This window comes from Roseateles sp. P5_D6 (assembly GCF_054049415.1).
In genome coordinates, this window is sequence record NZ_JBFUMK010000010.1 from 68,937 (window position 1) to 89,609 (window position 20,673).

Genomic DNA, 20,673 nt, shown 5'->3' on the forward strand with positions numbered 1-20,673 from the left:
GGCCGATGCCGCACGTTGCCGACACCGCGCTGACAACCCAAGCCCGCCGTTGGCTGGCACTGCGCAGCATGGCTTTTCTGCTGTGCGCCTTCCCGCTCGTGGTCGTCGTCTACCAGGGCCTGCCGTTTCCGGTCGGTCCGCACAGGCCGATGTTGTACGGCCTGGCGACCGCGCTGTTGCTGGCCGCGCTTGCGCGTGCCCTGATGCGCCGCGAGGGCCGGTCGCTGGCCGACCTTGGCCTCACGGTGTCGGCCCGTGCCTTCAGCCACCTGGGCCTGGGACTGGTGGCGGGCCTGCTGCTTTTCGCCGCGGCGACACTTGTCATGGCGCTGTGGCTGCCCGTTGAATGGCGGATGAAGGCGGCGCTGCTGCCGGCTTCTATCGGTGGCGCCCTGCTCTTTCACCTCCTGACCAATGCCTGCGAGGAACTGGCCTGGCGCGGCTACGCCCTGGACGGCCTGCTGCGCAGCCTCGGCCATTGGCCGGCGCAAATCATCGTGGCGCTCGTCGCGGCTGTCTTTCATGTGCTGTCCGGCTGGAGCTGGCAGGTTGCGCTGGTCAGCACGACGGCCGGATCCTTGCTGTTCGGTCTGGTCTTCATCCGCTGGCGCAGCGTGCCGGCCGCCATCGGCGTGCATGCAGGCTGGAACTGGGCGCGCGACCTGGTGATGTCGCCCGACGGCGCCGCCGCGGTACTGGACGTGCGCGGTCCGCAGGCCTGGAGCCTGGGCCAGTGGGAGGTGGCACAGGCCGTCTATGTGGGCGTCACGCTGCTGGCCTGCGTTGCGCTGCTGCGGTCGCTGAACCGCCGGCCGCCTGCCGTGCAGGCGTGGACATAGCCGCGGCATTACGCGCGACTGTGGCATGTCAAGTCGCCGATCGCCGACAGCACCGCACATCTCCCCCGTCCGCGCTAACCCCAGCAGGCCGGCGCCGTCAATCGCCGCCTTTAGGATGCCGGCCCATGCACCCCCTAATTCAAGGCCTGCTTGGCCTGATGCTGCTCGGGGCGGGTCTGGCCCGCGCCGACGCCGGCGTGGGCCCGCTGGAGGTGCAGTTCCGCAGCGTGACAGTGCCGCAGAACTCGGTGCCGGCGATCTCGCAGGACCGGGCCGGGTTCATGTGGATCGCCACGAGCAAGGGGCTGACGCGCTACGACGGCTACCGGCTGCGGCCCATCGAGCAGGCCGGTGACACGACGGCCAAGCGCAGCCTGGGCTGGGTGCGGGCACTGGCGCCAGCGGCCGACGGGCGCATGTGGATAGGCACGGAGTTCCAGGGCCTGGTGGCCTACGACCCCGAACAGGACCGCGTCGAAAGCCATGGCAGCGCCCAGGGCGGCGCGGGCCCGCAGCCGCCCATACGCGCGCTGGCGGCGGCGCCGGACGGTGCCATCTGGGTCGGCACCCTGGGCCAGGGCCTGTACCGCTACGACCCGGCGGCCAAGCGCTTCGAGGCCCACGAGCTGCGCTGGCGCGGCCAAGTTGAGAAGCGGGTGCTGGCCCTGCAGGTGGGCGCCGACGGGGTCGTCTGGGCCGGCCACTGGCGCGGCCTGGCCCGCTTTGTCAACGGTGCCTGGGAAAGCCTCGCCCTGCCCGGCCTGGAACGGGGCATGCCCGTGCCGGCCCTGGCCGAGGATCGCGGCGGGCGCATCTGGCTGGGCACGCAAGACGGGCATCTGGGCGTCGTCGAGCAGGGCCAGGTGCGCTGGGTGCAGACGCTGGACATGCCCATCAACGCGCTGGCGGAAGGCCCGGACGGGCGGCTCTGGGTGGGCGGCAAGGTCGGGCTGTTCTGGGTCAACCCGGCTAGCGGCGCCATCGAGGCCAGGCTGCGCCAAGACCCGCGCCGCGCGATGGGCCTGGCCGGCAACGACATCAGCGGCCTGCTGCGCGACCGCAGCGGCGCGATGTGGGTCAGCGGCTATGGCCTGGGCGTGCAGCGCCATCTCTCCCACCCGGCCCTGGCCGTGCGCGGCCCCGATGCCGACCTGAACAGCCCGCTGGCCGAGGCCGATGTGCGCGCGGTGCTGGCGCTGAAGAACGGCGAGGTGCTGGCACCGACGCAGACCGGCCACATCGCCCGCCTGGACGGCCGCCCGGGCCGCGACCTGGCGACGCTGGGCGAATGGCCGCGCGAGCGGCGCAGCGTCGTCGAGCTCATGGCCGAGGCGGGCGACGGCAGCCTGTGGATGGCCGCGGCCGGCCGCCTGGAGCACCGCGCCGCCGATGGCCGCCTGTTGCGCGACTGGGCGCTGGACGGCGGCCGTGCCCAACAGCTGCTGCTGCGCGCCGACGGCAGCATCTGGCTGGGCATGCAGGAGGGCCTGTACCGCCTCGCCGGCGATGGCGCCGCAGCGCTGGAGCGGGTGCATCCGCTGAGCGGGCCGCTGCACGGTGGCGTCTATGTGTTGAGCGCCGCGCCGGACGGGCGCCTCTGGGTGGGCGGCCAGCAGGGCCTGTTCCGCGAGAGAACCGCTGGCCAGGGCGGCCTGGAGGTGGTGCCACAGGCACCCGCCGAGTCCCTGGCCAGCCCCATCGTCATGAGCCTGCTGTGGGGGCGCGACGGGCGGCTGTGGGTGGACACGCCGGTCAGCGGCCTGCATCGCCTCAAGGGCTGGGACGGCGAGGGCCGCGCGCGCTTCGAGCGCATCAGCGAGCGCCATGGCGTGGAGGGCGTATTCGGCGGCAATCTGCACGAGGACGCGCAGGGCCGTATCTGGAGCCAGCTCTATGTCTACGACCCGGCGGCCGACCGCCTGGACAGCTTCGGCAGCGCCGAGGGCGCCAACTTTGGCAGCTTCTGGTTCTTTGCCAGCACCGAGCTGCCCGGCGGCGGCCTGCTGTTCGGCGGCAGTCGAGGCCTGCTGCGCGTGCTGCCTGACGCCTACCGCGCGCAGCGCACCAGCCCGCCGCTGGTCGTCAGCGGCCTGCGTGTCAACGGCCAGCCCTGGGAGCAGCCCCGCAATCTTCTGGACGGCCTGAAACTGCCGCCCGGCAAGCGCAGCCTGTCCATCGAGTTCGCGGCGCTGGACTATGCCGACCCGTCTCGGCTGCGCTACGAATACCGTCTGGAAGGCCTGGACAGCGACTGGACGCGCGTCGACGCCAGCGGCCGCAACCCCAGCTTCGGGCCGCTGCGGCCCGGCCACTACACGCTGCAGGTGCGTGCCACGGCCCACCACAGCCTGTGGGGCACCGAGCAGCTGCAACTGCCCATCACGCTGGAGCCGGCCTGGTGGGAGACCACGTCGGCCCGCATCGGCGGCGGGCTGCTGGCCCTGCTCGCCATCTGGGCCTGGATGCGCTGGCGCACGCGGCTGCTGCGCCGCCGTGAGGTCGAACTCAAGGCCCTGGTGGACGAGCGCACGGCCGAGCTGCGCGAGTTGAGCCTGACCGATGCACTGACAGGTCTGCGCAACCGCCGCTACCTCGAGCTGCGCCTGGACGACGACCTGCGCCTGTGCCTGCGCCGCTTCGAGACCCCCGGAATTGAAGGAGCGGGCGAAGGTCCCGGCCCGGATGCCGACCTGCTGCTGATGCTGCTGGACCTGGATCATTTCAAGCGCGTCAACGACGTGCATGGCCACGCGGCCGGCGACGCGGTGCTGGTGCAGGTGGCCGAGCGGCTGCGCCAGGTTTTTCGCGAGACCGACTCCCTGGTGCGCTGGGGCGGCGAGGAAATCCTGGTGCTGGCCCGCGAGACCGAGCGGCGCGATGCCGCCGAGCTGGCCGCGCGCGTCTGCGCCGCGGTGCGCGACCAGCCCTTCGAGATCGGCCCCGGCGAGACCGTGCACGTGACGGTGTCCATCGGCTTTTGCGCCTTCCCGCTCGACCCGCGCCACCCGCGGCTGTGGGACTGGCGCGCCTGCCTGGCCCTGGCCGATTCGGCGCTGTACGCCACCAAGGCCCAGGGTCGCGACGGCTATATGGGCGCCATCCGCGCCAATGGCCTGTCGCCGCGCGAGGCGCCCGACGGCCTGGCCGCCTGGCGCGGAGAAAAGCGGCTGCAGGTCGCGCGCAGCACCGCCGTCGACGACGCCGTCAGCCCAGCCTGAACAGGGTTTTCAGCGCCGCCGGCAGCTCGGCGCGCCAGGCCGCCTCGTTGTGGCCCGCCTCGGCGGCGATGTGCAGGCTCAACTGCTCGGGCGGCATTTGGCGCGCCAGCTGCTTGTGCATCTGGCGCGTCTGCCCCGCCATGCTGCCGCCTTCCCGGCCGCCACAGTAGAGGTGGATGCGCGTGTCGGCTGGCAGCCGGGCCGCAGCGGTCGCTTCGAAGAGCTGGGGCGCCGCCCAGTAGGACGGGCTGAACAGGCCATAGCGGCCGAACACCTCGCCATGGCTGAGCAGGGCCGCATGGCTGATGAGGCCGCCGAGCGAGCTGCCGATCAGCGCCGTGTGCTCGCTTCGGGGCCGCGTGCGCCAGCCGTTGTCGATGAAGGGCTTGACCGTGTTGACGATGAAGTCGAGATAGGCCGGGCCCTCGGCCTTGCCGAGTTCCTTGTGGTCGTAGGGCGCCATCTCGCTGTTGCGCTTTTCGGCGCCGTTGTCGATACCGACGACGAGGGCCTCGAAGCCGGTCTCCTTCCCCAAGGCTGCCATCGTCTCGTCCACGCCCCATTCGCCGGCAAAGCCGGTGGCCGCATCGAACAGGTTCTGGCCGTCGTGCATGTAGATGACCGGGTAGCGACGCTCGGGCGCGCTGTCGTAGCTGGTCGGCAGGCACAACCGCAGCGTGCGGCTGCGGGCGAGCCCCGGCATGGCCAGCGGCTCGGGCAGGACCCGCACGCTGGGCAGGGCCGTCGACGGGGCGGACCGTGCCGGCAGACAGGACATTAGGGGCAGGGTCAGCAGCAGGCGGCGTTGCATGGCGGGTGTTGGACACTCAAGGCATGAAGACCCCGCACGCTATCCGAACCGCCCTCGCCCTGCTGCTCGTCACGTCCTCGGCGGTGGCCGCCGGGCTCGACGCCCAGGAGCAGCAGATCGTCGCCAACGTGAAGCGCCACACACCCGACGCGCTGAAGCTGCTGGAGCACAGCGTCCTCATCAACAGCGGCACGCTGAACCCGACCGGCGTGCGCGAAGTGGGCGCCGTCTACGCCAAGGCCTTCGAGGCCATCGGCTTCAAGGCGCACTGGGTCGACATGCCGGCCGAGATGAAGCGCGCTGGCCATCTGGTGGCCGAGCGCGCTGGCGACAAGGGCAAGCGCGTGCTGCTGATCGGCCACCTGGACACCGTCTTCGAGAAGGACAGCCCGGTGCCGCCCTGGCAGAGCGACGGCAGCAAGGTGCGCGGCCAGGGCGTGTCCGACATGAAGGGCGGCGACGTCATCATCCTGCTCGCGCTGCGGGCGCTGAACGACGCCGGCGCGCTGGATGGCCGCACCGTGCGGGCCGTCTTCACCGGCGACGAGGAGCGTGTCGGCAGCCCCGCCGAGGTGGCGCGGGCCGCCTTGATCGATGCGGCCAAACAGAGCGACGTGGCCCTGGCCTTCGAGGGCGCGACCAAGGACGAACAGGGCTGCGACGCCGCGACCATCGGCCGGCGTGCCTCGGGCGGCTGGCATCTCAACGTCACGGCACGCACCGGCCATTCGGCAGGCGTGTTCGGCAAGGATGGCTACGGCGCCGTCTACGAGGCGGCGCGTGTGCTGAACGCCTTCCGCGAGCAGCTCATCGAGCCCGACCTGACCTTCAATGCCGCGACGATCGTGGCCGGCACCAGCGCCAAATGGGATGACGGCGAGAGCCAGGGCCAGGCCTTCGGCAAGACCAATGTCATCCCGCGCGACGCCCAGGTGCGCGGCGACCTGCGCTACCTGACCGCCGAGCAGGGTGCGAAGGCGCGCGAGCGCATGCAGGCCATCGTCGACCAGGCCCTGCCCGGCACGCGCTCGAAGATCAGCTTCCACGAGAGCTACCCGCCGATGGCGCCCACGCCGGGCAATCTGAAGGTGCTGGAGGCCTATTCCCAAGCCAGCGCTGACGCCGGCCTGAATGCCATCGTGCCCTTCCCGCCCGGCCTGCGCGGCGCGGGCGATGTGCAGTTCGTCGCGCCGCTGGTCGACAGCCTGGATGGCCTCGGCGCGGCGGGTGGCGGTGCGCACACGCCTGACGAGTGGCTGGAGATCGCCTCCATCGAGCGTGGTGCCATCCGTGCGGCCTTGCTGATCTATCGACTGACTCGATAGGGCATCGACTCAGGCAAAACCCCCGCCAGACAGGGCGGCTGGCGGCGCCAAACTCCCCCCATCGCATGGAAGGGAGACAAGCGTGTCGCAGAACACAAACGGGCCATTCCAACTGACGCGGCGCCGCGTCATTGGCAGCGGCGCAGCCGCAGTGACGCTGCTGGTGCATGAGCTGGCCCTGGCCTTCAAGCCACCAGCCCTGAAGAACCCCGGCGCCCTGCCGCAGCCGGAAGGCACGCCCGTCCAACCGCATGCGCCACCGGGTGCGCCCGACTGGTCCGGCGGCCCCGGCAAGGCGCGCTTTCGCATCGACGGCCTGGCCAAGGTGACGGGTCAGAAGATCTACGCCCGCGACTTCCGCGCCGTCGACATGCCCGGCTGGCCGCAGACCGAGCGAATGGCGATGATCCTGCGCGCGACCGATCCCGGCCTCGCCTTCGCGGGCCTGGACCTGTCCCGCCTCGACGCCGCCGATGCGCGGCCGCTCCTGATCATCACGCAAACGCCTCTTCCCGGCTACACCGGGCCGCAGCGCGACCTGGCCTCCCTGAACCTTCAACTGCCCTTCTCCAGCGCGGGTGCCGATGGCGTCTACCAGCTGCTGGTGCCGGTCGGTACGGCGCCGCAGTTCTACGGCCAACCCGTGGCCATCCTGATCTTTGCTGATGGCAACACCTACCGCCGCGCCAAACGTGCATTGCAGTTCCAGCCCGGCGTCGTGCAGACCGCCGGCTTGGCTGCGGCTCCCGCCCAGCCCTGGGTGATGGCCTACAGCCCGGTCAACTACCTGACGCGTTATGAGGCGGCGGGCATCGAGCCGTTCTCGCAGGTGCAGGTGGGCTGTGCGTCCGACCCCTACCAGCCCGACTCCAAGACCCAGCCCTACAACAGCACCGCCCGCCGGCTGCGCGGCCGCATCGACGCCGCGCTGCAGTCGCCCAACCCCGCCGTGCTGCAGCTCGGCGGCAGCTACAGCACCCAGGTGCTGGACCCGATGTTCATGGAGCCCGAGGCGGGCCTGGCCTGGCTGGACCGCTCCGGCACCGGCACGCTCAACCTCGTGCTCGGCACCCAGGCCACCAACGGCGACTCGGGCGACAGCCTGGCGCTGTTCAGCAAGGACTGCCCCGTCAAGGTCGCGACCGTGGTGCTGAACTCCTGCTATCCCGGCGGCGGCTTTGGTGGGCGCGACGTGTCCACCTTCCCGCCGCTGCTGGCCGTCACGGCGGCCCTGGCCGACGGGCCGGTGCGCATCGCCCAGGACCGCTACGAGCAGTTCCAGGGCGGCCTCAAGCAGCTGGCCAGCCACATCACCCAGCGCATCGCGGTGGACGCGAAGACCGGCAAGTTCCTCGCCTTCGGCAGCCAGCAGGTGCTGCCGTCGGGCGGGCAAAACAACTACAGCCAGTTCGTCGCCATGCTGGCGGCTTATTGCGGCCTCAGCGGCTACGACATCCGCCAAGCCTATGTCGATGCCATCGCCCAGCCCAGCACGGGCGTCGTCGCCGGCTCCATGCGCGGCTTCGGCGGGCCGCAGGCCAGCTTCGCGGTGGAGACGCTGGTCGACGAGGTGGCCGTGGCGCTCAAGCGCGACCCGATCGCGCTGCGCGAGCTCAACGCGCTGCGTGAAGGCGACCGCACCATCACCGGCGCGCCGTTGAACCAGGCAACGACGCTGCGCGAGATCTGCCGCCGCTCGCGCGAGCACGCGCTGTGGCGCGACCGCGAAGCGGTGAAGGCCCGCAAGGCGCGCGAGGGCATCCGCTACGGCGTCGGCTTTGCGCTGGCCAACCAGGCCTATGGCACGGGCAAGGATGGCGTCATGGCCGAGGTGGCCATGGACGGCATCGGGCGCCTGACCGTGCGCACCAACTGCGTCGACATGGGCAATGGCTCGGCGACGACGCTGGCGATCAGCACGGCCGCCTGGCTGGGCCACAACGCGCATGACATCGTCATGGGCGACGTCGGCAGCTTCAATGCGCTGGACGTCAGCACCTATGCCGGCGGTGACTGGAGCAAGCCGAACTGGACGGCGGGCTTCGCGATGTCCAGCAGCGCCTGCCTGACGGCCTTCCACCAGGTGCATGTGACGGAGCAGGCCAGCCAGGTGCTCTTCCAGGCCGGGCTGCTGCCCGCCGCGGCGGCGCTCTGGGGCGTGCCGCTGGTGCAGGTCCAGGGCAAGACGAAGTGGGACAAGGGTCATCTCACCGCGCCCGGCCTGGCGCCCTTGGCGCTGCGTGCGCTGGCCACCAAAGTCCACCAAATGGGCCTGACCTCGGCTGCCATGGTGCATGGGCTCTACGAAGGGTCCTGGGTGGTCGGCACCTACGCCGTGCCGGCCGGGCCGCCGCTGCAGCTGCCCATCGACGGCTTGTCGCTGCGCGCCGCGGGCCAGGCGAGCTGGACGCCGGTGCTGCGCCAGAACGTCATCCCGCCCAAGCCCGAGGCCGCGCTTTACGGTCGCAGCCTGTATGCGCCGTCGGGCGTGCTGGTGGCCGTCGAGATCGGGCCCAAAAGTTTTGCACCACGCGTCGTCGACGTGCAGCTGCTGGTGGATGCCGGCAAGGTGCTGCAACCCGACCTGCTCTTGGGCCAGGCCCAGGGCGGCATCGCGATGGGCATTGGCTATGCGTTGCTGGAAGACCTGCCGCTGGAGGCGGGCGGCGCGGGCGACGGGCGCTGGAACCTGGACCGCTATCACGTGGCATTGAGCGCCGACGTGCCGCTCGCGCGCATGAGCATCACGCCGCTGCCAACCACCGAGACGACGGCCAAGGGCATTGCGGAGGCGGTGCTCTGCCCCATTGCGCCGGCGATCGGGAATGCGATCGCCCATGCGACAGGGAAGCGGTTTCGGTCGTTGCCGATTACTGGCGCTGACATTGAGAGGGCTTTGTCATGAGCGGCTTTGTGGCAAGGCCCAGCGGGGATTTCGCCCCCGCGGGCGACCTACTTTTTGCGCCGCCAAAAAGTAGGCAAAAAGCTCTCCCCTGCGAAACCGCCCCTGTCGGGGTCCCCTGCGATGCTCGAAGCCCGGGGCCGCGCCCAACTCACTTCGCTACGCTCCGTTCAAACAAAGGGGCGCGAAGTCAGAAGTTGATGCGAGCTGCGCTCGCGCCCCGGGCTCCTGGGCTTCTCGGCGGTTTAGAAGGGGAGGCTCCTGAACAGCCAACAGCCAAACCCGGAGGCCGTTCGCAACGAGGCATTTCTATTGCCCCCTCTGAGCCTGCCGAGGAACGGAGGGCCTTGAGGCCGCGTGCGCAGCACGCTTCAAGAACTGACTCCGCGCAACTGTTTGACCGCAGCGTAGCGAAGGGAGTTTTGCGCGGGGCCTCAAGGCCTGAGTACCGCAGGGGACCCGAAGCGCAGCGAAGGGCGGGCGGATCGGGGGTCGTTTCTTTGCCTACTTTCTTGTCGACACAAGAAAGTAGGTCGCCCGCCGGGGCGAACTCCCGGCTGGGCCTCGCCATCAACCAACACCAACGAGAGGCCTCCCAATGACCGACCTCGTCCCCGTCCAATTCCACGTCAACGGCCGCCCCATCAAGACCGAGGTGCCCACCGACCTGCCCCTTGTCGACTTCCTGCGCGAAGAGCTCGGCTTGTCCGGCACGCGCCTGTGCTGTGGCATCGGCGTCTGCAAGGCCTGCACCGTAGCCGCGCGGCGTGCGCCATCGAGCCAGGCCCAGCCCATGCTGGCCTGCTCGACGCCGGTGGCCCTGCTGCAAGGCCAGAGCATCACGACGGTGGAGGGCACCGGCAGCATGGAAAAACCCAGCGCTGTGCAGCAAGCCTTCCTCGACCACTTCGCCTTCCAGTGCGGCTACTGCACGCCGGGCTTTGTCATGGCGACGGAGATGCTGCTCGGGCGGCTGCGCGCGCAGCCCATCCGCCGCGAGCAACTGGACGCGGCGATTGAAGACGCCGTCGGCCAGCACATCTGCCGCTGCACCGGCTACGCCCGCTACCACCAGGCCATACGCACCGTCGTGCTGGCGGAGAAAGGACTGGTGGTCGCATGAGAGCCCTGTTGCTACTGCTGCTGGCCGGTGCCGCCCAGGCCGAGACCTTGTACGAATACGGCCGCCAATGCGCCGAGCAGATCAGCGAGATCCCTGCTTTCAACTGCATGGCGGGCGAGGAGATCCCCATCACCGTCGACGGCAGGCCCGTGCCATCGCAACCCGCGCCACCGCGCTGCGACAGGCCGTCGCTGCTGCCCCAGCACGATGTCGGCAGCCAGGGCCAGTGCGTGCCCGGCAGCCGCGCCCTGGTGCTGCGCGACGACAAGACCGCGCAGATCAGTGCCGTCTGCCGCAAGCAAGTCGCGCGGCCCGTCGGCAGCCCGCTGTTCGACGAGATCAACGTCATCTCGCACAGCCTCAAGGACGGCAAGACCTGCTGGTTCACCGCCAAGGCCAAGGCGCCACTGACTGAGGGCGCGGGCATTGATGGCCGCGCCGTGCCGTCGCCCAGCACCCTGAAGCGGCCTGCGGTGCCGGCCGACAAGATCTGGCTGTCACCCTACGAGGTGGCCTTCAAGCAGCCCGCCTGCATCGGCTGCCACGACAGCGGCCCCTTCATGTACAGCCCCTACATCGCCCAGACGACCATGTTGCCCGGCGATCCCTTTGGCTTTTACCAACCCAAGGCCATTGGCGAGGACTTCAAGCGCGCCTGGGCGAAGTTGAATGCGTTCGGCATCACCACGCGCGGCAACACCTGCACGGCCTGCCATCGCATGGGCAACATGAACTCCTGCCAGGTGGCGATGAAGCAGTCCACCGGCAATGCGCCTCAGGAGGGTGGCGACGAGTGGTCCAAGAAGTTCCCGCAATCACACTGGATGAGCCCGGGCAACCTGCACAGCCAGGCGCAGTGGAACGAGCAGTTCAGCGAGAGCCTGAAGAAATTGGCGGCTTGTTGCGAGAACCCACAGGGGGCGGGGTGCAGGGTGGTGGAGTACGGGCCGAAGGGAGCGCTGCCCAAGCGTTGAGGCAGCCGCGTCAGCCGCGCACAAACCGCATCAACCGCCCGCGGTAGTCCGGCCTCCCCGCTTCCGCCCCTAACAGCACCTCACTGAACTCAAACCCCAGCCCCGCCATCCGCTTGCCAAACGCCGCGCGGTTGCCCCGGTTCGGGTCGACGATCAACAGCTCGCACTGCGGCAGCGCGTGCTTCTCGACGAAGGCCGCCAGTGCGCCGCCGTCGTCGCGCTCGTAGAGCACATCGCTGCCGATGATGAGGTCGAAGCGGCCCTGCACGCGGGGTGCGCCGCCTTCCGCCGCAACCGCGTCCTCGCTCCAGTCGCCATGGCAGTAGCGCATGGGCGTGAGCTCGTTCAGGCGCAGGTTCTCGAGCAGGAAGGCGCCGGCCAGCGGGTGGATGTCGCTGGCCGTGACCTCGGCGCCGCGGCGGTGGCACACCAGGCTGGCCAGGGCCAGACCGCAGCCGATCTCCAGGATGCGTTCGCCCTCTAGCAGGGGCCGGATCGCCATCGCGGCGGCCAGATGCAGCCCGGAGGGCCAGACCTGGCCGAACAACGGCCATTGCGCGGGCGAGATGCCCAGGGCCTCGGCCGCACCCGCCGGGTCGGCGAACTGGTCGTTGTCCAGCAGCGAGCGGATCTGCAGATCCGCCGCGCCATCGATGGCGAGCGCCTGGACTTTGATTTCATAGCCGGGCATGAGAGCCCCAAGGTGACCTGCGTGTCAGAGCGCAATGCGACACGGGGAGGTCAGCGCCGCTGTTCGTTCACAGCGGCCGGGCGACAGGCCGGCGGGGCAAGACGGTAGCGGCCGCGCGGAGCGCGCGGCCGTTGAGCCAGTGTAGGGTCAGCTCATCAGGCTGTAAGGCCCGCCGCGTTCCAGGGCCTTCTTGTAGGCCGGCCGCGCGTGGATGCGGGCCAGGAAGTCCTTCAGCTTGGGGTAGCTGTCCATCGTGCCCCGTGCTGCCGCGGCTTCGACAGGAAAGCTCATCTGCACGTCGGCCGCGCTGAACTCGGCGCCGGCAAACCAGGGCCGCGACGCCAGCTCGCCCTCCAGGAACTTCAGCTGCGCGTCGATATTGGGCTGCACAAAGCTGTTCAGCACCTTGTCGGCAATGCCCTTGGCGATGGGCTTGACGAAAAAGGGCATGGGCGCGCGCTTGACCTTGTTGAAGACGAGCTTCATGACCAGCGGCGGCATCGCCGAGCCCTCGGCGAAGTGCATGAAGTAGCGGTAGTGCAGCAGGTCCTGCTCGCCCGTGGGCTTGAGCCGACCCTGGCCGTAGCGGTCCACCAGGTACTCCAGGATGGCGCCGCTCTCGGCGACCGTCAGCCCGCCGTCGGTGATGACGGGGCTCTTGCCCAGCGGGTGCACCTGGCGCAGCTCGGGCGGCGCCAAGCCGGTCTTGGCATCGCGCTGGTAGTGCTTGATCTCGTAGGGCAGGCCCAGTTCTTCGAGCAGCCACAGCACGCGCTGCGAACGGGAGTTGTTGAGGTGGTGGACGGTGATCATGTGCCGCAGTGTAGGCAGGCACCCTACCGACGCTACACCGGCACTTCAGCGGCAAGGCGGCGCAGCTCCTCCAGCTGCCAGTCGAACTCGGGCTGGAAGGACTCGCGCTGCTGCACGGCGCCATAGCCGCCCTCGCCATAGACCGTGGCATAGGCGGCGTACTCGGCGGCTTGCAAAGCCCGGCCGGCGAGAGCGTTGGCGACGGCATAGGAAGCCGACACGGCCGCGTGGCCTACGCCGTCCAATGACCGCGAACCAGGGTGGTGGTTGGCCAGCTGCGCAGCTTCGGCAGCCGCCGCGTCCAGGTCTTCCCGCGTCGCACCTGCAGCCACCAAACGGGCCAGTACATCGAGGCAGGCGACCACCGCTGCGTCCTCCAGCAGATGCCGCACACGCTGTACGCAGGCCAGGCCAAAGCGCAGCCGCAGCGCCTGCTGCGCCGGTGCGTCCAGCGCAAGCTCACGGGCCAGGCGGTCAAGGGCGTCGTTCATGGCCACCCAGTTTAGGCAGACGGGATTGCACCGCAAGGCCGCGGCCGGCTACTCTGCGGCGCGGCACGCCGTGCCGAAGGAGGGTCGCATGGCTCAATGGCCGACACTGGAAATCGCCAAGCTCATCGTCGGCGTGTTGACGCCGCTGTCGGTGGCCCTGCTGGGCTGGCTGTTCAGTCGCCAGCTCAAGCGCCTGGACGTCAGCAACTGGACCAACCAGAAGCTCATCGAGAAGCGGCTGGCCATCTACGACGACATCGCGCCTAAGCTGAACCAGCTGCTGTGCTTCTTCACCTGGGTGGGCTACTGGAAGACCATCTCGCCGGCTGATGCCATCCATGCCAAGCGCGACCTGGACAAGACGCTCAACATCTACCGGCATGTGTTCGAAGCCGAGGTCTACGAGGCCTACCAGGACTACATCCACGTCCTGTTCGAGACCTACACGAGCGCGGGCCACGATGCCAAGCTGCGCGCGCTGGTGCGCAGTCCCGATGGCGACCGCCGCACCGACAGCGGCTATGCCTGGAGCGAGGCCTGGAATGCCTGCTTCTCGGAGCCCGAGAACGCCGTGGACAAGCGTGAGGTGCGCGACAAGTACAAGGCGTTGATGGCGGCCCTGACACGCTCGCTGGGCGTTGGCACGGCCCAGCACGCGCGGGCATGAGCCCGGTCAGGCCTGGGCCGGCGCCTCGTCCGGCGCCAGCAAGCGGCCAAACACCAGCTTGACGATGAGCAGCCCCACCCCGGCCGCGGCCACCAGTACCGCATGCAGGCCCCAGAACTGTGAGCCCGGCATGGTCTCAAGCAGCCCGGCCAGCCAGCCGACGAAGGTGTTGCCGAAGAACAGGTGCAGGTAGTAGATGCCGATCATGACCCCCTGCAGGCCGCGCGGCGCGGCGCGTGAATACAAGGCCAGGCCCACTGGCATGATGTTGGCGAAGCCGATGTCGTTGACCAGGGTGTAGGCGAAGGTCCACAGGATGCTGATCTTGCCGCCGCCGGCTTCGATGGCGAAAGCCGGGATCAGCAGCAGCAGCGGCGCGCCAGCCGCGACAAAGGAGCCCAGCGCCATCTTGGTGACCTCGTCGGGTTCGCGTCGCCGCGTGGCCCACCAGCGCCAGAAGGCGATCGAACCCAGCATCGTGATGAAGCTCACCGTGGCGTCCACGGCCTGCAGCCAGGTCACTGGCACCTGGAAACTGCCGACCATCATGTCCATGTGCTGCTGCGACCACAGTGGGTAGGCGTTGTTGAACTGCTGATTGCCGACGATGGACAGCATCAGCAGCGGCAGGATGCCGACGAGCAGGGCGACCTGCACGACGCCACGGCGGCCCAACGGCGGACGCACCTCGGCTTTGGCTGCGCTGCGCTGCGGTTCGGGCGGCAGCCAGCGACGGCCCGCCAGATAGACGAACAGACCGATCAACATGCCCACGCCGGCCGAGCCGAACCCCCAGTGCCAGCCCACCTTCTCGCCGAGGGTGCCACAGACGATGGGGGCGGCGATGACGGCGATCTGAATCGCCAGCATGAAGATCTGGAAGGCGCTGGCGCGGCGCTTGTCGCCCGGCGCATAGAGGTCGCCCACCTGGGCCGCGATATTGCCCTTGAAGCAGCCCACGCCCAGCAGCAGGCAGCCCAGGGCCGGCAGCAGCGCGGCCTCGATGGCCATCAGGAAGTGGCCAGTGGCCATCAGCAGCGCGCCGATGACGACGGTCTTGGTGCGGCCCAGCAGCCGGTCGGCGATCAGCCCGCCGAAGATGGGCAGCAGGTAGACCAGGCCCACATAGAGGCCGAACACGGCAGACGCCAGCTGCTGCGGCGAGCGCGGACCGGTGACGTTCTCTATTGCCGAGCGCAGCGCATCCATGCCGGCCACATGGCCGATGTGGGCCGGCAGGAAGAGGTAGTTGCTCAGATAGAGCACCAGCAGCGCCTGCATGCCGTAGTAGCTGAAACGCTCCCACAGCTCGCAGAAGGACAGCCAGCCCAGGCCGGCGGGGTGGCCCAGGAAGGATCGGTCATGGCGGGCGCGTGCGTCGCTTGTGGCGTCGGCGGCCGCGGTCAGGGTGGCGGAGGTCAAGGGGGTGTCCCGGAAACTTGCGGAAAGCCGAGACTGTCCATGCCGGGTGACCGTCTGGCAATGGGAATGGCCCGGGCATGACGGGCGTCATGGGGGCGGCCCGTCGTTTTCGTTGCTTACGATGGGGCGCATTCATCCAGGGAGAGGCGTCGGCATGGAAAGCTTTGTCACCGAGGAGCGTTTCGAGCGCAGCGTGGCTCGGGCGGCTTGGAAAACGCCCCAGCAACTGGCCTCGCTGCGGGCCTGGCGAGTCCAGCCGACCGACGAAAAGCCGCTGAAGTTCTTCTTCCACACCAACACGCAGGCCAAGGCCGACGCGCTGGCGGCGGTGCTGAAGGCGCGCGGCTATGAGCCGCAGGCGCGCAAGACGGGCGCTTTCGTGGACTGGACCGCCGCTTCGCTGGTGGTGGCGTCGTGGGTGGTCACCGGCCACACCCCGCCTGTGCTGATGACGGAAGACGCCTTGCTCGCATGGACGAAGGAGATGTGCCAGCTCGGCCCGCAGCATGACTGCGAGTTCGAGGGATGGTTCGGCGAGACGCCGGACTTTCTCGAGAAGAGCGATGACCACTGGCTGCAAGGGCGCCCTGATGGCACGCTGGATCTGGACATCTACCGCTGGAGCGCCGCCTCGGAGGCCGCACTGGCGGAGAACGACGTCTACTGGGTCAGCCCTGGTGCCGGCGTGGGTTCGCTGGGGGCGCTGCAACCCTACGCCCACAAGATCCGCGGCCTCAGGAGCCCGTCTGAAGAGCTGAGCCTGGAGAGCATCGATCTGCTGCCGGCGCTGGAGCAGATCTACCTGCACAAGGCGCCGCAAGCTCATGGCGACTACCGCAAGCTGCCCAGGCTGCGCGGCTTTCGCTGCCTGGATGCGGAGAAGCTCGATCCCCGAGGGCTGAACAACCCCAGCCTGCGCCGCGTGGAGCTGAGGCGGCCCCGCAAGCTCAAGTCCTTGAATGCACTCGACGGCTGGAGCGGCCTGGAATCGCTCATCCTTGCCGGCGCGCCGCTGACCTCGCTGGAAGGCCTGGCGCGGTTCTCGGCGCTGCGTGAACTGCGCCTGGCGCATTGCCTGAGCCTCACGGACATCAGCGAGCTGGCTCAGACCCCGGGCATCGAAATGCTGGAGATCTACAAGACCCCCAAGGTGCAGAGCTTCGAGCCCATCGCGGGGGTGAACCGGCTGCGCTGGGTCTTTGTCTGCAGCCGCGGCGGGACGCTGGCCAGCTACGAGACCTTGAGTCACTGGCCGGAGCTGCAGAACGCCGGCGTGTTGCTGCACATGGGCCAGGTCGACTTCGCATCGCTCGCCCGGCATCCTTCGGCAGCGGAGCTGCTGCTGTACACCCAGCCAGGATTCCAGCTGCCCAGCGAGGATGAGCTGCGCCGCGCACTGCAGGCCCAGGGCAGGCAGGTTCGCAGCGTGTTCCTGCGGCCGAAGGACGAGTGCCCATCCATCCACGTCACCTTTGAATCGCCCTACTGGCGCTCGCCCGCGGCGCACGAGGGGCACGCGCGCGTGTTCGTGGAGTGAAGCGTATGAACACCCCTCCCCGCGTCCTCGTCACCGGCGGCAGCGGCTACATCGCCGGCGTGCTGATCCGCCAGCTGTTGGCCAACGGTTGGCAGGTGCACACCACCGTGCGCGACCTCAGGCGCGAGCCGGCGTTGCGCCAGCTGCTCGGCGTTGGCGCGAGTGACCAGTTGCGCTGCTTTGCCGCCGACCTGATGGCCGACGCCGGTTGGGCCGAGGCGGCCGCTGGTTGCAGCCACATGGCCCACCTCGCGTCGCCGCTGCCGGTGGGCGTGCCGCGCGACGCCAACGAGCTGATCGTGCCCGCCCGCGACGGCGCCCTGCGCGCGCTGAAGGCCGCGCGCGATGCCGGCGTGCAGCGCGTCGTCATGACCTCATCCGTCGCGGCCATCTCCTATGGGCATGGCCCGGGCGAGCACCATTTCACCGAGGACGACTGGACGCGGCTGGAGACGCCCGGCATCCCGCCCTACATCCAGTCCAAGACCATCGCCGAGCGGGCGGCGCGCGACTGGGTGGCGCGCGAGGGCGGCGGGCTGGAGTTCTGCACGGTCAATCCGTCAGTCGTGCTCGGCCCGGTGGCGAGTGCCGACTACTCGGCCAGCGTCGTCATCGTCAAGAGCCTGCTGCAGGGCAAGGTGCCGGCCCTGCCCAACATCGGCTTCGGCATCGTCGACGTGCGTGACGTGGCCGAGCTGCACTGGCGCGCGCTGACCGCGCCGGGCATGGCCGACGAGCGCTTCATCGCCTGCGGCGGCTTCCTGTGGCTGCGCGAGATTGCGGCCATCCTGCGTGCCGAACTGGGCGAGCAGGCCCAGCGCGTGCCGACACTGCAGATGCCGGACTGGGCGGTGCGCCTGCTGGCCAAGGTCAGCCCGGCGGTGCGGGCGGCGGCGAGCGAGCTGGGCACGGCGCGGCATCAGGATTCAAGCCATGCGCGGGAGCGGCTGGGCTGGGTGCCACGGCCGCCGCGGGAGGCGATCGTGGCGACCGCTCGCGATCTGATCGCACTGTGCATGTGACGCGGCGTTGAGCCGATTTGGCTGACCTGCCAGCGAACTCAGAGAGACGGCGACTGCCTGCTGGCGTGCCAGAACGCGAGGATCACCACCTTGTCCGGCAGCGCCTGGTAGTAGACGTGATAGCGGATGCGGGCGAGGAAGAGCCGTCGCAGGTCCGGGTAGTGTGGCGACGCAGAGCGCGCACCCAATTCGGGTTGAAAGGCCAGCAGACGCAGTGCGTCCTCGAAATCGTTCGCCACGGCGTCAGGCGCAGCCGGCCGGTTCTCGCGCCACCACGATGCTGCCCGCTCCAACTGGGTGGCGGCCCTGCGGGTCACCACCACGGCGACGCGGCCACTCACGATGCCATGCGAAGTCGTTGCAGCAGCACGTCGGCCGGCATCGTTTCGTCGCGCTCCAACTCGCCGAGCGATGCTTGCAGCTCGGCTTCGAGTTCAGGAGACACAAGGAAGGTCTCGTTCCTATCGCGTGTCAGGATTGTGACGACCGTGCCCTCGGGCAGCGGATCTCCTTCGACGACGATCTTGCCGCCAACGACGGTGCCAGTGGTGAGCTGCATGGCTGCAATGGTACGCCTCACCTTCCCCGTCTCTGCCACAACGGCTTCTTCCCTTTCAGGTGCCTCTCGATGCCGTCGTTGAGCCGGCCGCGCAGGTCGATGACCGCCTCCACGTGCCCGAACACCTCGGGGAAGCGCAGGTCCAGCCACAGCCACAGCGTGCACTGGCGCAGCGCCTGTTCCATGCGGTCCAGGCGGCTGTGCTCGTCGACGTCATCCAGGAACCAGGGCGTGCCGGCCTTGCCGGTGCGCGCGTGGCTGGCGGCCCAGGCCTGGAACTGCTCGACGACCTGCGGCAGGCGGTCGTCCACCGGCGCCTGCGCGTAGCGGAAGCGCTCCTGCAGCGACAACGCGCCCGCGTTGCGGTCCAGCATCTCGGCCAGGCCCAGCATCTGCTCCAGCTCGGCCACTTCGAAGTGGGCGTCGTCCAGGCGCAGCTGCTGCATGAAGACGGTCAGCACCTGGTGCAGGCTGTTCACGCCCAGGCGCGCCGAGATCGTCTGCACATGGCGCCAGTTGGGCGCCACCGGGCATTTGAAGTCACGCGGCGCGCGCGGCTCCTTGGGCAGCAGCTCGCGCAGCGTCTTCATCGCGTCGGCCTCGGCCTCCTTCAGCACGCTGACGAAGCCTTCGTCATGCATGCCGTAGCGGCCGGCGCGGCCGGCGATCTGGTGCACCTCGCTGACCGTCAGCGCGCGGTCGCCGACGCCGTCGTACTTCTCCAGCGTCGAGAACAGCACGCGGCGGATGGGCAGGTTCAAGCCCATGCCGATGGCGTCGGTCGCGACCAGCACCTGGCTGGCGCCGACGGCAAAGCGCTCGGCCTCGCGGCGGCGCACCTCGGGTGGCAGCGCACCGTAGATGACGCTGACAACGTGGCCGTTCTGCGCGATCTGGTCGCGCAGCATCAGCACGTCGCGGCGGCTGAAGGCCACCACCGCGTCGCCCGCGTGCAGATGCGTCATCGGCACCGGTGCCGGCATCAGCTGCACATGCTGCTTGCGCTCGAAGACGCGGCGCTCGGGCTTCTCGCCGCACAGCTGCAGCAGCCGCTCGATGGCCGGCGCGGCATAGGCCGAGGCAATGATGATGAGCTCGCGCGCCGGCACGCCGACGATGGCCTGCGTCCAGGCCCAGCCGCGCGAGTCGTCGAAGATCATCTGCGCTTCGTCGATGACGGCCACGTCGATGGTGTCGCGCGTGTTGACCATCTCGATGGTGCTGCTCACGACGCGGGCGTCGTTGGCAGGCACGTTCTCTTCGCCGGTCAGCAGCGAGCAGGGCACGCCGCGGCCCACCAGCCGGTCGCGGCCCTCCAACGCCAGCAGGCGCAGCGGTGCCAGGTAGGCGCCGTCCAGTGCCTGCGCCAGCCGCTCGAAGGCGGCATAGGTCTTGCCGCTGTTCGGCGGGCCCAGGTAGAGCGTGACCTTGCGGCCCAGCTTGCGCGCCGCGTCGAAGCTGTCCGGGTAGCCCTGGAAGGCCAGTTCGCGGCCGAGGCTGGCCAGCGTGTCCTGCTCCTCGACCGTCTGCTCCCAGCGGTCCTGGGCGCGGTTCAGTGCGGCCTTCAGGTCCTCGTAGGGCATGGGCACGCCGCACTCGGCCTGCAGCCGCGGCAACAACGACGCGAGCTGGCTGGCATGGCCCATGGCCTCGCTGCGGGCGATGAGGTGGTTCAGGTGCAGGATCAGCTCGGCCGTGTAGGAGTACTCGGGCGCCTGGCCCAGGTTGTGGCGCAGCGCGGCCGTGTCGCCATCACGGAAAAAGGCCCAGACGGGCTCCTCGGGCACCGGCACGCGGTGCGACAGGTCGATGCGCCAACCCTCGTGCGCGAGCGTGATCGGGTGCACGCACAGCCGCGTGAACACCAGGCCTTCGCGGCGCAGCCCCAGGCTTTCGAGCTGGTGCAGGCGCTGCTGCAGCTGTGGGCGCAGCGTGTTGGTCTGCGGCGTGGCTTCGAGCTGGGCCAGGGCGACCGGGATATGGGCCGGCAGGATCCAGCGGCTCGGCCGGCCACCGCCAGCGGCCCGGGAGATCTGGATGCAACCCAGGCGATCCAGCGACTCGTCGCTGCCATCGTCGAAATCGGCGGGCACCAGCACCTGGGGCAGCGCGTGCGCGGCCTGGCGGATGCGGGCCCAGTCCTCAGGCGCGAGGCCCGCGGGGAAGCGGGCGGCGTGGCTGGGTTGCGGGAGGGGAAAAGCGGGTGCGGGCGGCTTGGCCGGCTTGGGCGAGGAGACTTCGGAATTCACGGCGGAAGTGGAACACAGGCGAGCTGACTG

At 69.4% G+C, this 20,673-nt stretch carries 17 protein-coding genes; 9 read left to right on the top strand and 8 right to left on the bottom strand.

Annotation, left to right across the window (positions count from 1 at the left end; all coding sequences use genetic code 11):
- Nucleotides 1-5: 5 nt before the first annotated feature.
- Nucleotides 6-839, top strand: a complete 834-nt coding sequence (locus ACXJKM_RS15110) for a CPBP family intramembrane glutamic endopeptidase (protein WP_457353370.1) — start codon at nucleotides 6-8, stop codon at nucleotides 837-839.
- A 125-nt stretch (nucleotides 840-964) separates the two neighbouring features.
- Nucleotides 965-4,057 carry a ligand-binding sensor domain-containing diguanylate cyclase gene (locus tag ACXJKM_RS15115; RefSeq protein ID WP_457353372.1) on the top strand — a complete coding sequence of 1,031 codons (3,093 nt, stop codon included), beginning with the start codon at nucleotides 965-967 and terminating at the stop codon, nucleotides 4,055-4,057.
- On the opposite strand, the gene ACXJKM_RS15120 is transcribed toward ACXJKM_RS15115, so the two are convergent.
- On the bottom strand, nucleotides 4,044-4,868 hold the full coding sequence (locus tag ACXJKM_RS15120; protein WP_457353374.1) for an alpha/beta hydrolase: 825 nt from the start codon (nucleotides 4,866-4,868) through the stop codon (nucleotides 4,044-4,046). The two genes, ACXJKM_RS15115 and ACXJKM_RS15120, sit on opposite strands and share 14 nt — an antisense overlap.
- 23 nt (nucleotides 4,869-4,891) lie before the next feature.
- On the opposite strand from ACXJKM_RS15120, the gene ACXJKM_RS15125 reads away from it, so the two are divergent.
- The 4 genes from ACXJKM_RS15125 to ACXJKM_RS15140 all read left to right on the top strand — a co-directional run bounded on the left by ACXJKM_RS15125 (nucleotide 4,892) and on the right by ACXJKM_RS15140 (nucleotide 11,192).
- Complete coding sequence (locus ACXJKM_RS15125) at nucleotides 4,892-6,193, top strand: M20/M25/M40 family metallo-hydrolase (protein WP_457353376.1); 1,302 nt, start codon at nucleotides 4,892-4,894, stop codon at nucleotides 6,191-6,193.
- Nucleotides 6,194-6,275: 82 nt separating this feature from the next.
- On the top strand, nucleotides 6,276-9,098 hold the full coding sequence (locus tag ACXJKM_RS15130) for a xanthine dehydrogenase family protein molybdopterin-binding subunit (RefSeq protein WP_457353378.1): 2,823 nt from the start codon (nucleotides 6,276-6,278) through the stop codon (nucleotides 9,096-9,098).
- A gap of 595 nt (nucleotides 9,099-9,693) precedes the next feature.
- A complete protein-coding gene (locus tag ACXJKM_RS15135; RefSeq protein WP_457319791.1) occupies nucleotides 9,694-10,218 on the top strand; it encodes a (2Fe-2S)-binding protein in 525 nt (174 codons plus the stop codon).
- Entirely contained in the window at nucleotides 10,215-11,192 is a 978-nt protein-coding gene (locus ACXJKM_RS15140) for a hypothetical protein (RefSeq protein WP_457353380.1), read from the top strand. The genes ACXJKM_RS15135 and ACXJKM_RS15140 overlap by 4 nt, the downstream gene beginning before the upstream one ends.
- A gap of 10 nt (nucleotides 11,193-11,202) precedes the next feature.
- Here the strand turns inward: ACXJKM_RS15140 and ACXJKM_RS15145 are convergent, their stop codons facing one another.
- The 3 genes from ACXJKM_RS15145 to ACXJKM_RS15155 form a co-directional block, all read right to left on the bottom strand.
- Nucleotides 11,203-11,883, bottom strand: a complete 681-nt coding sequence (locus tag ACXJKM_RS15145; RefSeq protein WP_457353382.1) for a class I SAM-dependent methyltransferase — start codon at nucleotides 11,881-11,883, stop codon at nucleotides 11,203-11,205.
- A gap of 147 nt (nucleotides 11,884-12,030) precedes the next feature.
- Nucleotides 12,031-12,696 (bottom strand): glutathione S-transferase family protein, encoded by a 666-nt coding sequence (locus ACXJKM_RS15150; RefSeq protein ID WP_056191087.1) that lies wholly within the window; start codon nucleotides 12,694-12,696, stop codon nucleotides 12,031-12,033.
- Nucleotides 12,697-12,728: 32 nt separating this feature from the next.
- Nucleotides 12,729-13,187 carry a hypothetical protein gene (locus tag ACXJKM_RS15155; protein WP_457353384.1) on the bottom strand — a complete coding sequence of 153 codons (459 nt, stop codon included), beginning with the start codon at nucleotides 13,185-13,187 and terminating at the stop codon, nucleotides 12,729-12,731.
- An 88-nt stretch (nucleotides 13,188-13,275) separates the two neighbouring features.
- On the opposite strand from ACXJKM_RS15155, the gene ACXJKM_RS15160 reads away from it, so the two are divergent.
- Nucleotides 13,276-13,854 (top strand): hypothetical protein, encoded by a 579-nt coding sequence (locus ACXJKM_RS15160; RefSeq protein ID WP_457353386.1) that lies wholly within the window; start codon nucleotides 13,276-13,278, stop codon nucleotides 13,852-13,854.
- A gap of 6 nt (nucleotides 13,855-13,860) precedes the next feature.
- On the opposite strand, the gene ACXJKM_RS15165 is transcribed toward ACXJKM_RS15160, so the two are convergent.
- A complete protein-coding gene (locus ACXJKM_RS15165) occupies nucleotides 13,861-15,276 on the bottom strand; it encodes a peptide MFS transporter (protein ID WP_056191091.1) in 1,416 nt (471 codons plus the stop codon).
- A gap of 154 nt (nucleotides 15,277-15,430) precedes the next feature.
- On the opposite strand from ACXJKM_RS15165, the gene ACXJKM_RS15170 reads away from it, so the two are divergent.
- Together ACXJKM_RS15170 and ACXJKM_RS15175 are read left to right on the top strand one after the other, a co-directional pair.
- Entirely contained in the window at nucleotides 15,431-16,813 is a 1,383-nt protein-coding gene (locus ACXJKM_RS15170; protein WP_457353388.1) for a ribonuclease E inhibitor RraB, read from the top strand.
- Between the two features lie 5 nt (nucleotides 16,814-16,818).
- Nucleotides 16,819-17,835, top strand: a complete 1,017-nt coding sequence (locus ACXJKM_RS15175) for an NAD-dependent epimerase/dehydratase family protein (protein WP_457353390.1) — start codon at nucleotides 16,819-16,821, stop codon at nucleotides 17,833-17,835.
- A 38-nt stretch (nucleotides 17,836-17,873) separates the two neighbouring features.
- Here ACXJKM_RS15175 and ACXJKM_RS15180 read toward each other — a convergent pair whose 3' ends face one another.
- Genes ACXJKM_RS15180 through ACXJKM_RS15190 form a run of 3 tightly spaced genes read right to left on the bottom strand, consistent with a single transcriptional unit; the run spans nucleotide 17,874 to nucleotide 20,643 of the window.
- Nucleotides 17,874-18,176, bottom strand: coding sequence for a type II toxin-antitoxin system RelE/ParE family toxin (locus ACXJKM_RS15180; protein ID WP_056191098.1), 303 nt, complete (start codon nucleotides 18,174-18,176; stop codon nucleotides 17,874-17,876).
- Nucleotides 18,173-18,394, bottom strand: a complete 222-nt coding sequence (locus ACXJKM_RS15185; protein ID WP_056191100.1) for a hypothetical protein — start codon at nucleotides 18,392-18,394, stop codon at nucleotides 18,173-18,175. Before ACXJKM_RS15185 ends, ACXJKM_RS15180 begins: the two co-directional genes overlap by 4 nt.
- A 17-nt stretch (nucleotides 18,395-18,411) precedes the next feature.
- Nucleotides 18,412-20,643, bottom strand: coding sequence for a helicase-related protein (locus tag ACXJKM_RS15190; protein ID WP_457353392.1), 2,232 nt, complete (start codon nucleotides 20,641-20,643; stop codon nucleotides 18,412-18,414).
- Nucleotides 20,644-20,673: the final 30 nt, after the last annotated feature.

Coding starts and splice junctions, on each gene's coding strand:
- ACXJKM_RS15120 (WP_457353374.1), bottom strand. CDS start 4,868: ATGCAACGCCGCCTGCTGCTGACCCTGCCCCTAATGTCCTGTCTGCCG.
- ACXJKM_RS15135 (WP_457319791.1), top strand. CDS start 9,694: ATGACCGACCTCGTCCCCGTCCAATTCCACGTCAACGGCCGCCCCATC.
- ACXJKM_RS15170 (WP_457353388.1), top strand. CDS start 15,431: ATGGAAAGCTTTGTCACCGAGGAGCGTTTCGAGCGCAGCGTGGCTCGG.
- ACXJKM_RS15160 (WP_457353386.1), top strand. CDS start 13,276: ATGGCTCAATGGCCGACACTGGAAATCGCCAAGCTCATCGTCGGCGTG.
- ACXJKM_RS15115 (WP_457353372.1), top strand. CDS start 965: ATGCACCCCCTAATTCAAGGCCTGCTTGGCCTGATGCTGCTCGGGGCG.
- ACXJKM_RS15175 (WP_457353390.1), top strand. CDS start 16,819: ATGAACACCCCTCCCCGCGTCCTCGTCACCGGCGGCAGCGGCTACATC.
- ACXJKM_RS15125 (WP_457353376.1), top strand. CDS start 4,892: ATGAAGACCCCGCACGCTATCCGAACCGCCCTCGCCCTGCTGCTCGTC.
- ACXJKM_RS15150 (WP_056191087.1), bottom strand. CDS start 12,696: ATGATCACCGTCCACCACCTCAACAACTCCCGTTCGCAGCGCGTGCTG.
- ACXJKM_RS15145 (WP_457353382.1), bottom strand. CDS start 11,883: ATGCCCGGCTATGAAATCAAAGTCCAGGCGCTCGCCATCGATGGCGCG.
- ACXJKM_RS15110 (WP_457353370.1), top strand. CDS start 6: ATGCCGCACGTTGCCGACACCGCGCTGACAACCCAAGCCCGCCGTTGG.
- ACXJKM_RS15155 (WP_457353384.1), bottom strand. CDS start 13,187: ATGAACGACGCCCTTGACCGCCTGGCCCGTGAGCTTGCGCTGGACGCA.
- ACXJKM_RS15140 (WP_457353380.1), top strand. CDS start 10,215: ATGAGAGCCCTGTTGCTACTGCTGCTGGCCGGTGCCGCCCAGGCCGAG.
- ACXJKM_RS15185 (WP_056191100.1), bottom strand. CDS start 18,394: ATGCAGCTCACCACTGGCACCGTCGTTGGCGGCAAGATCGTCGTCGAA.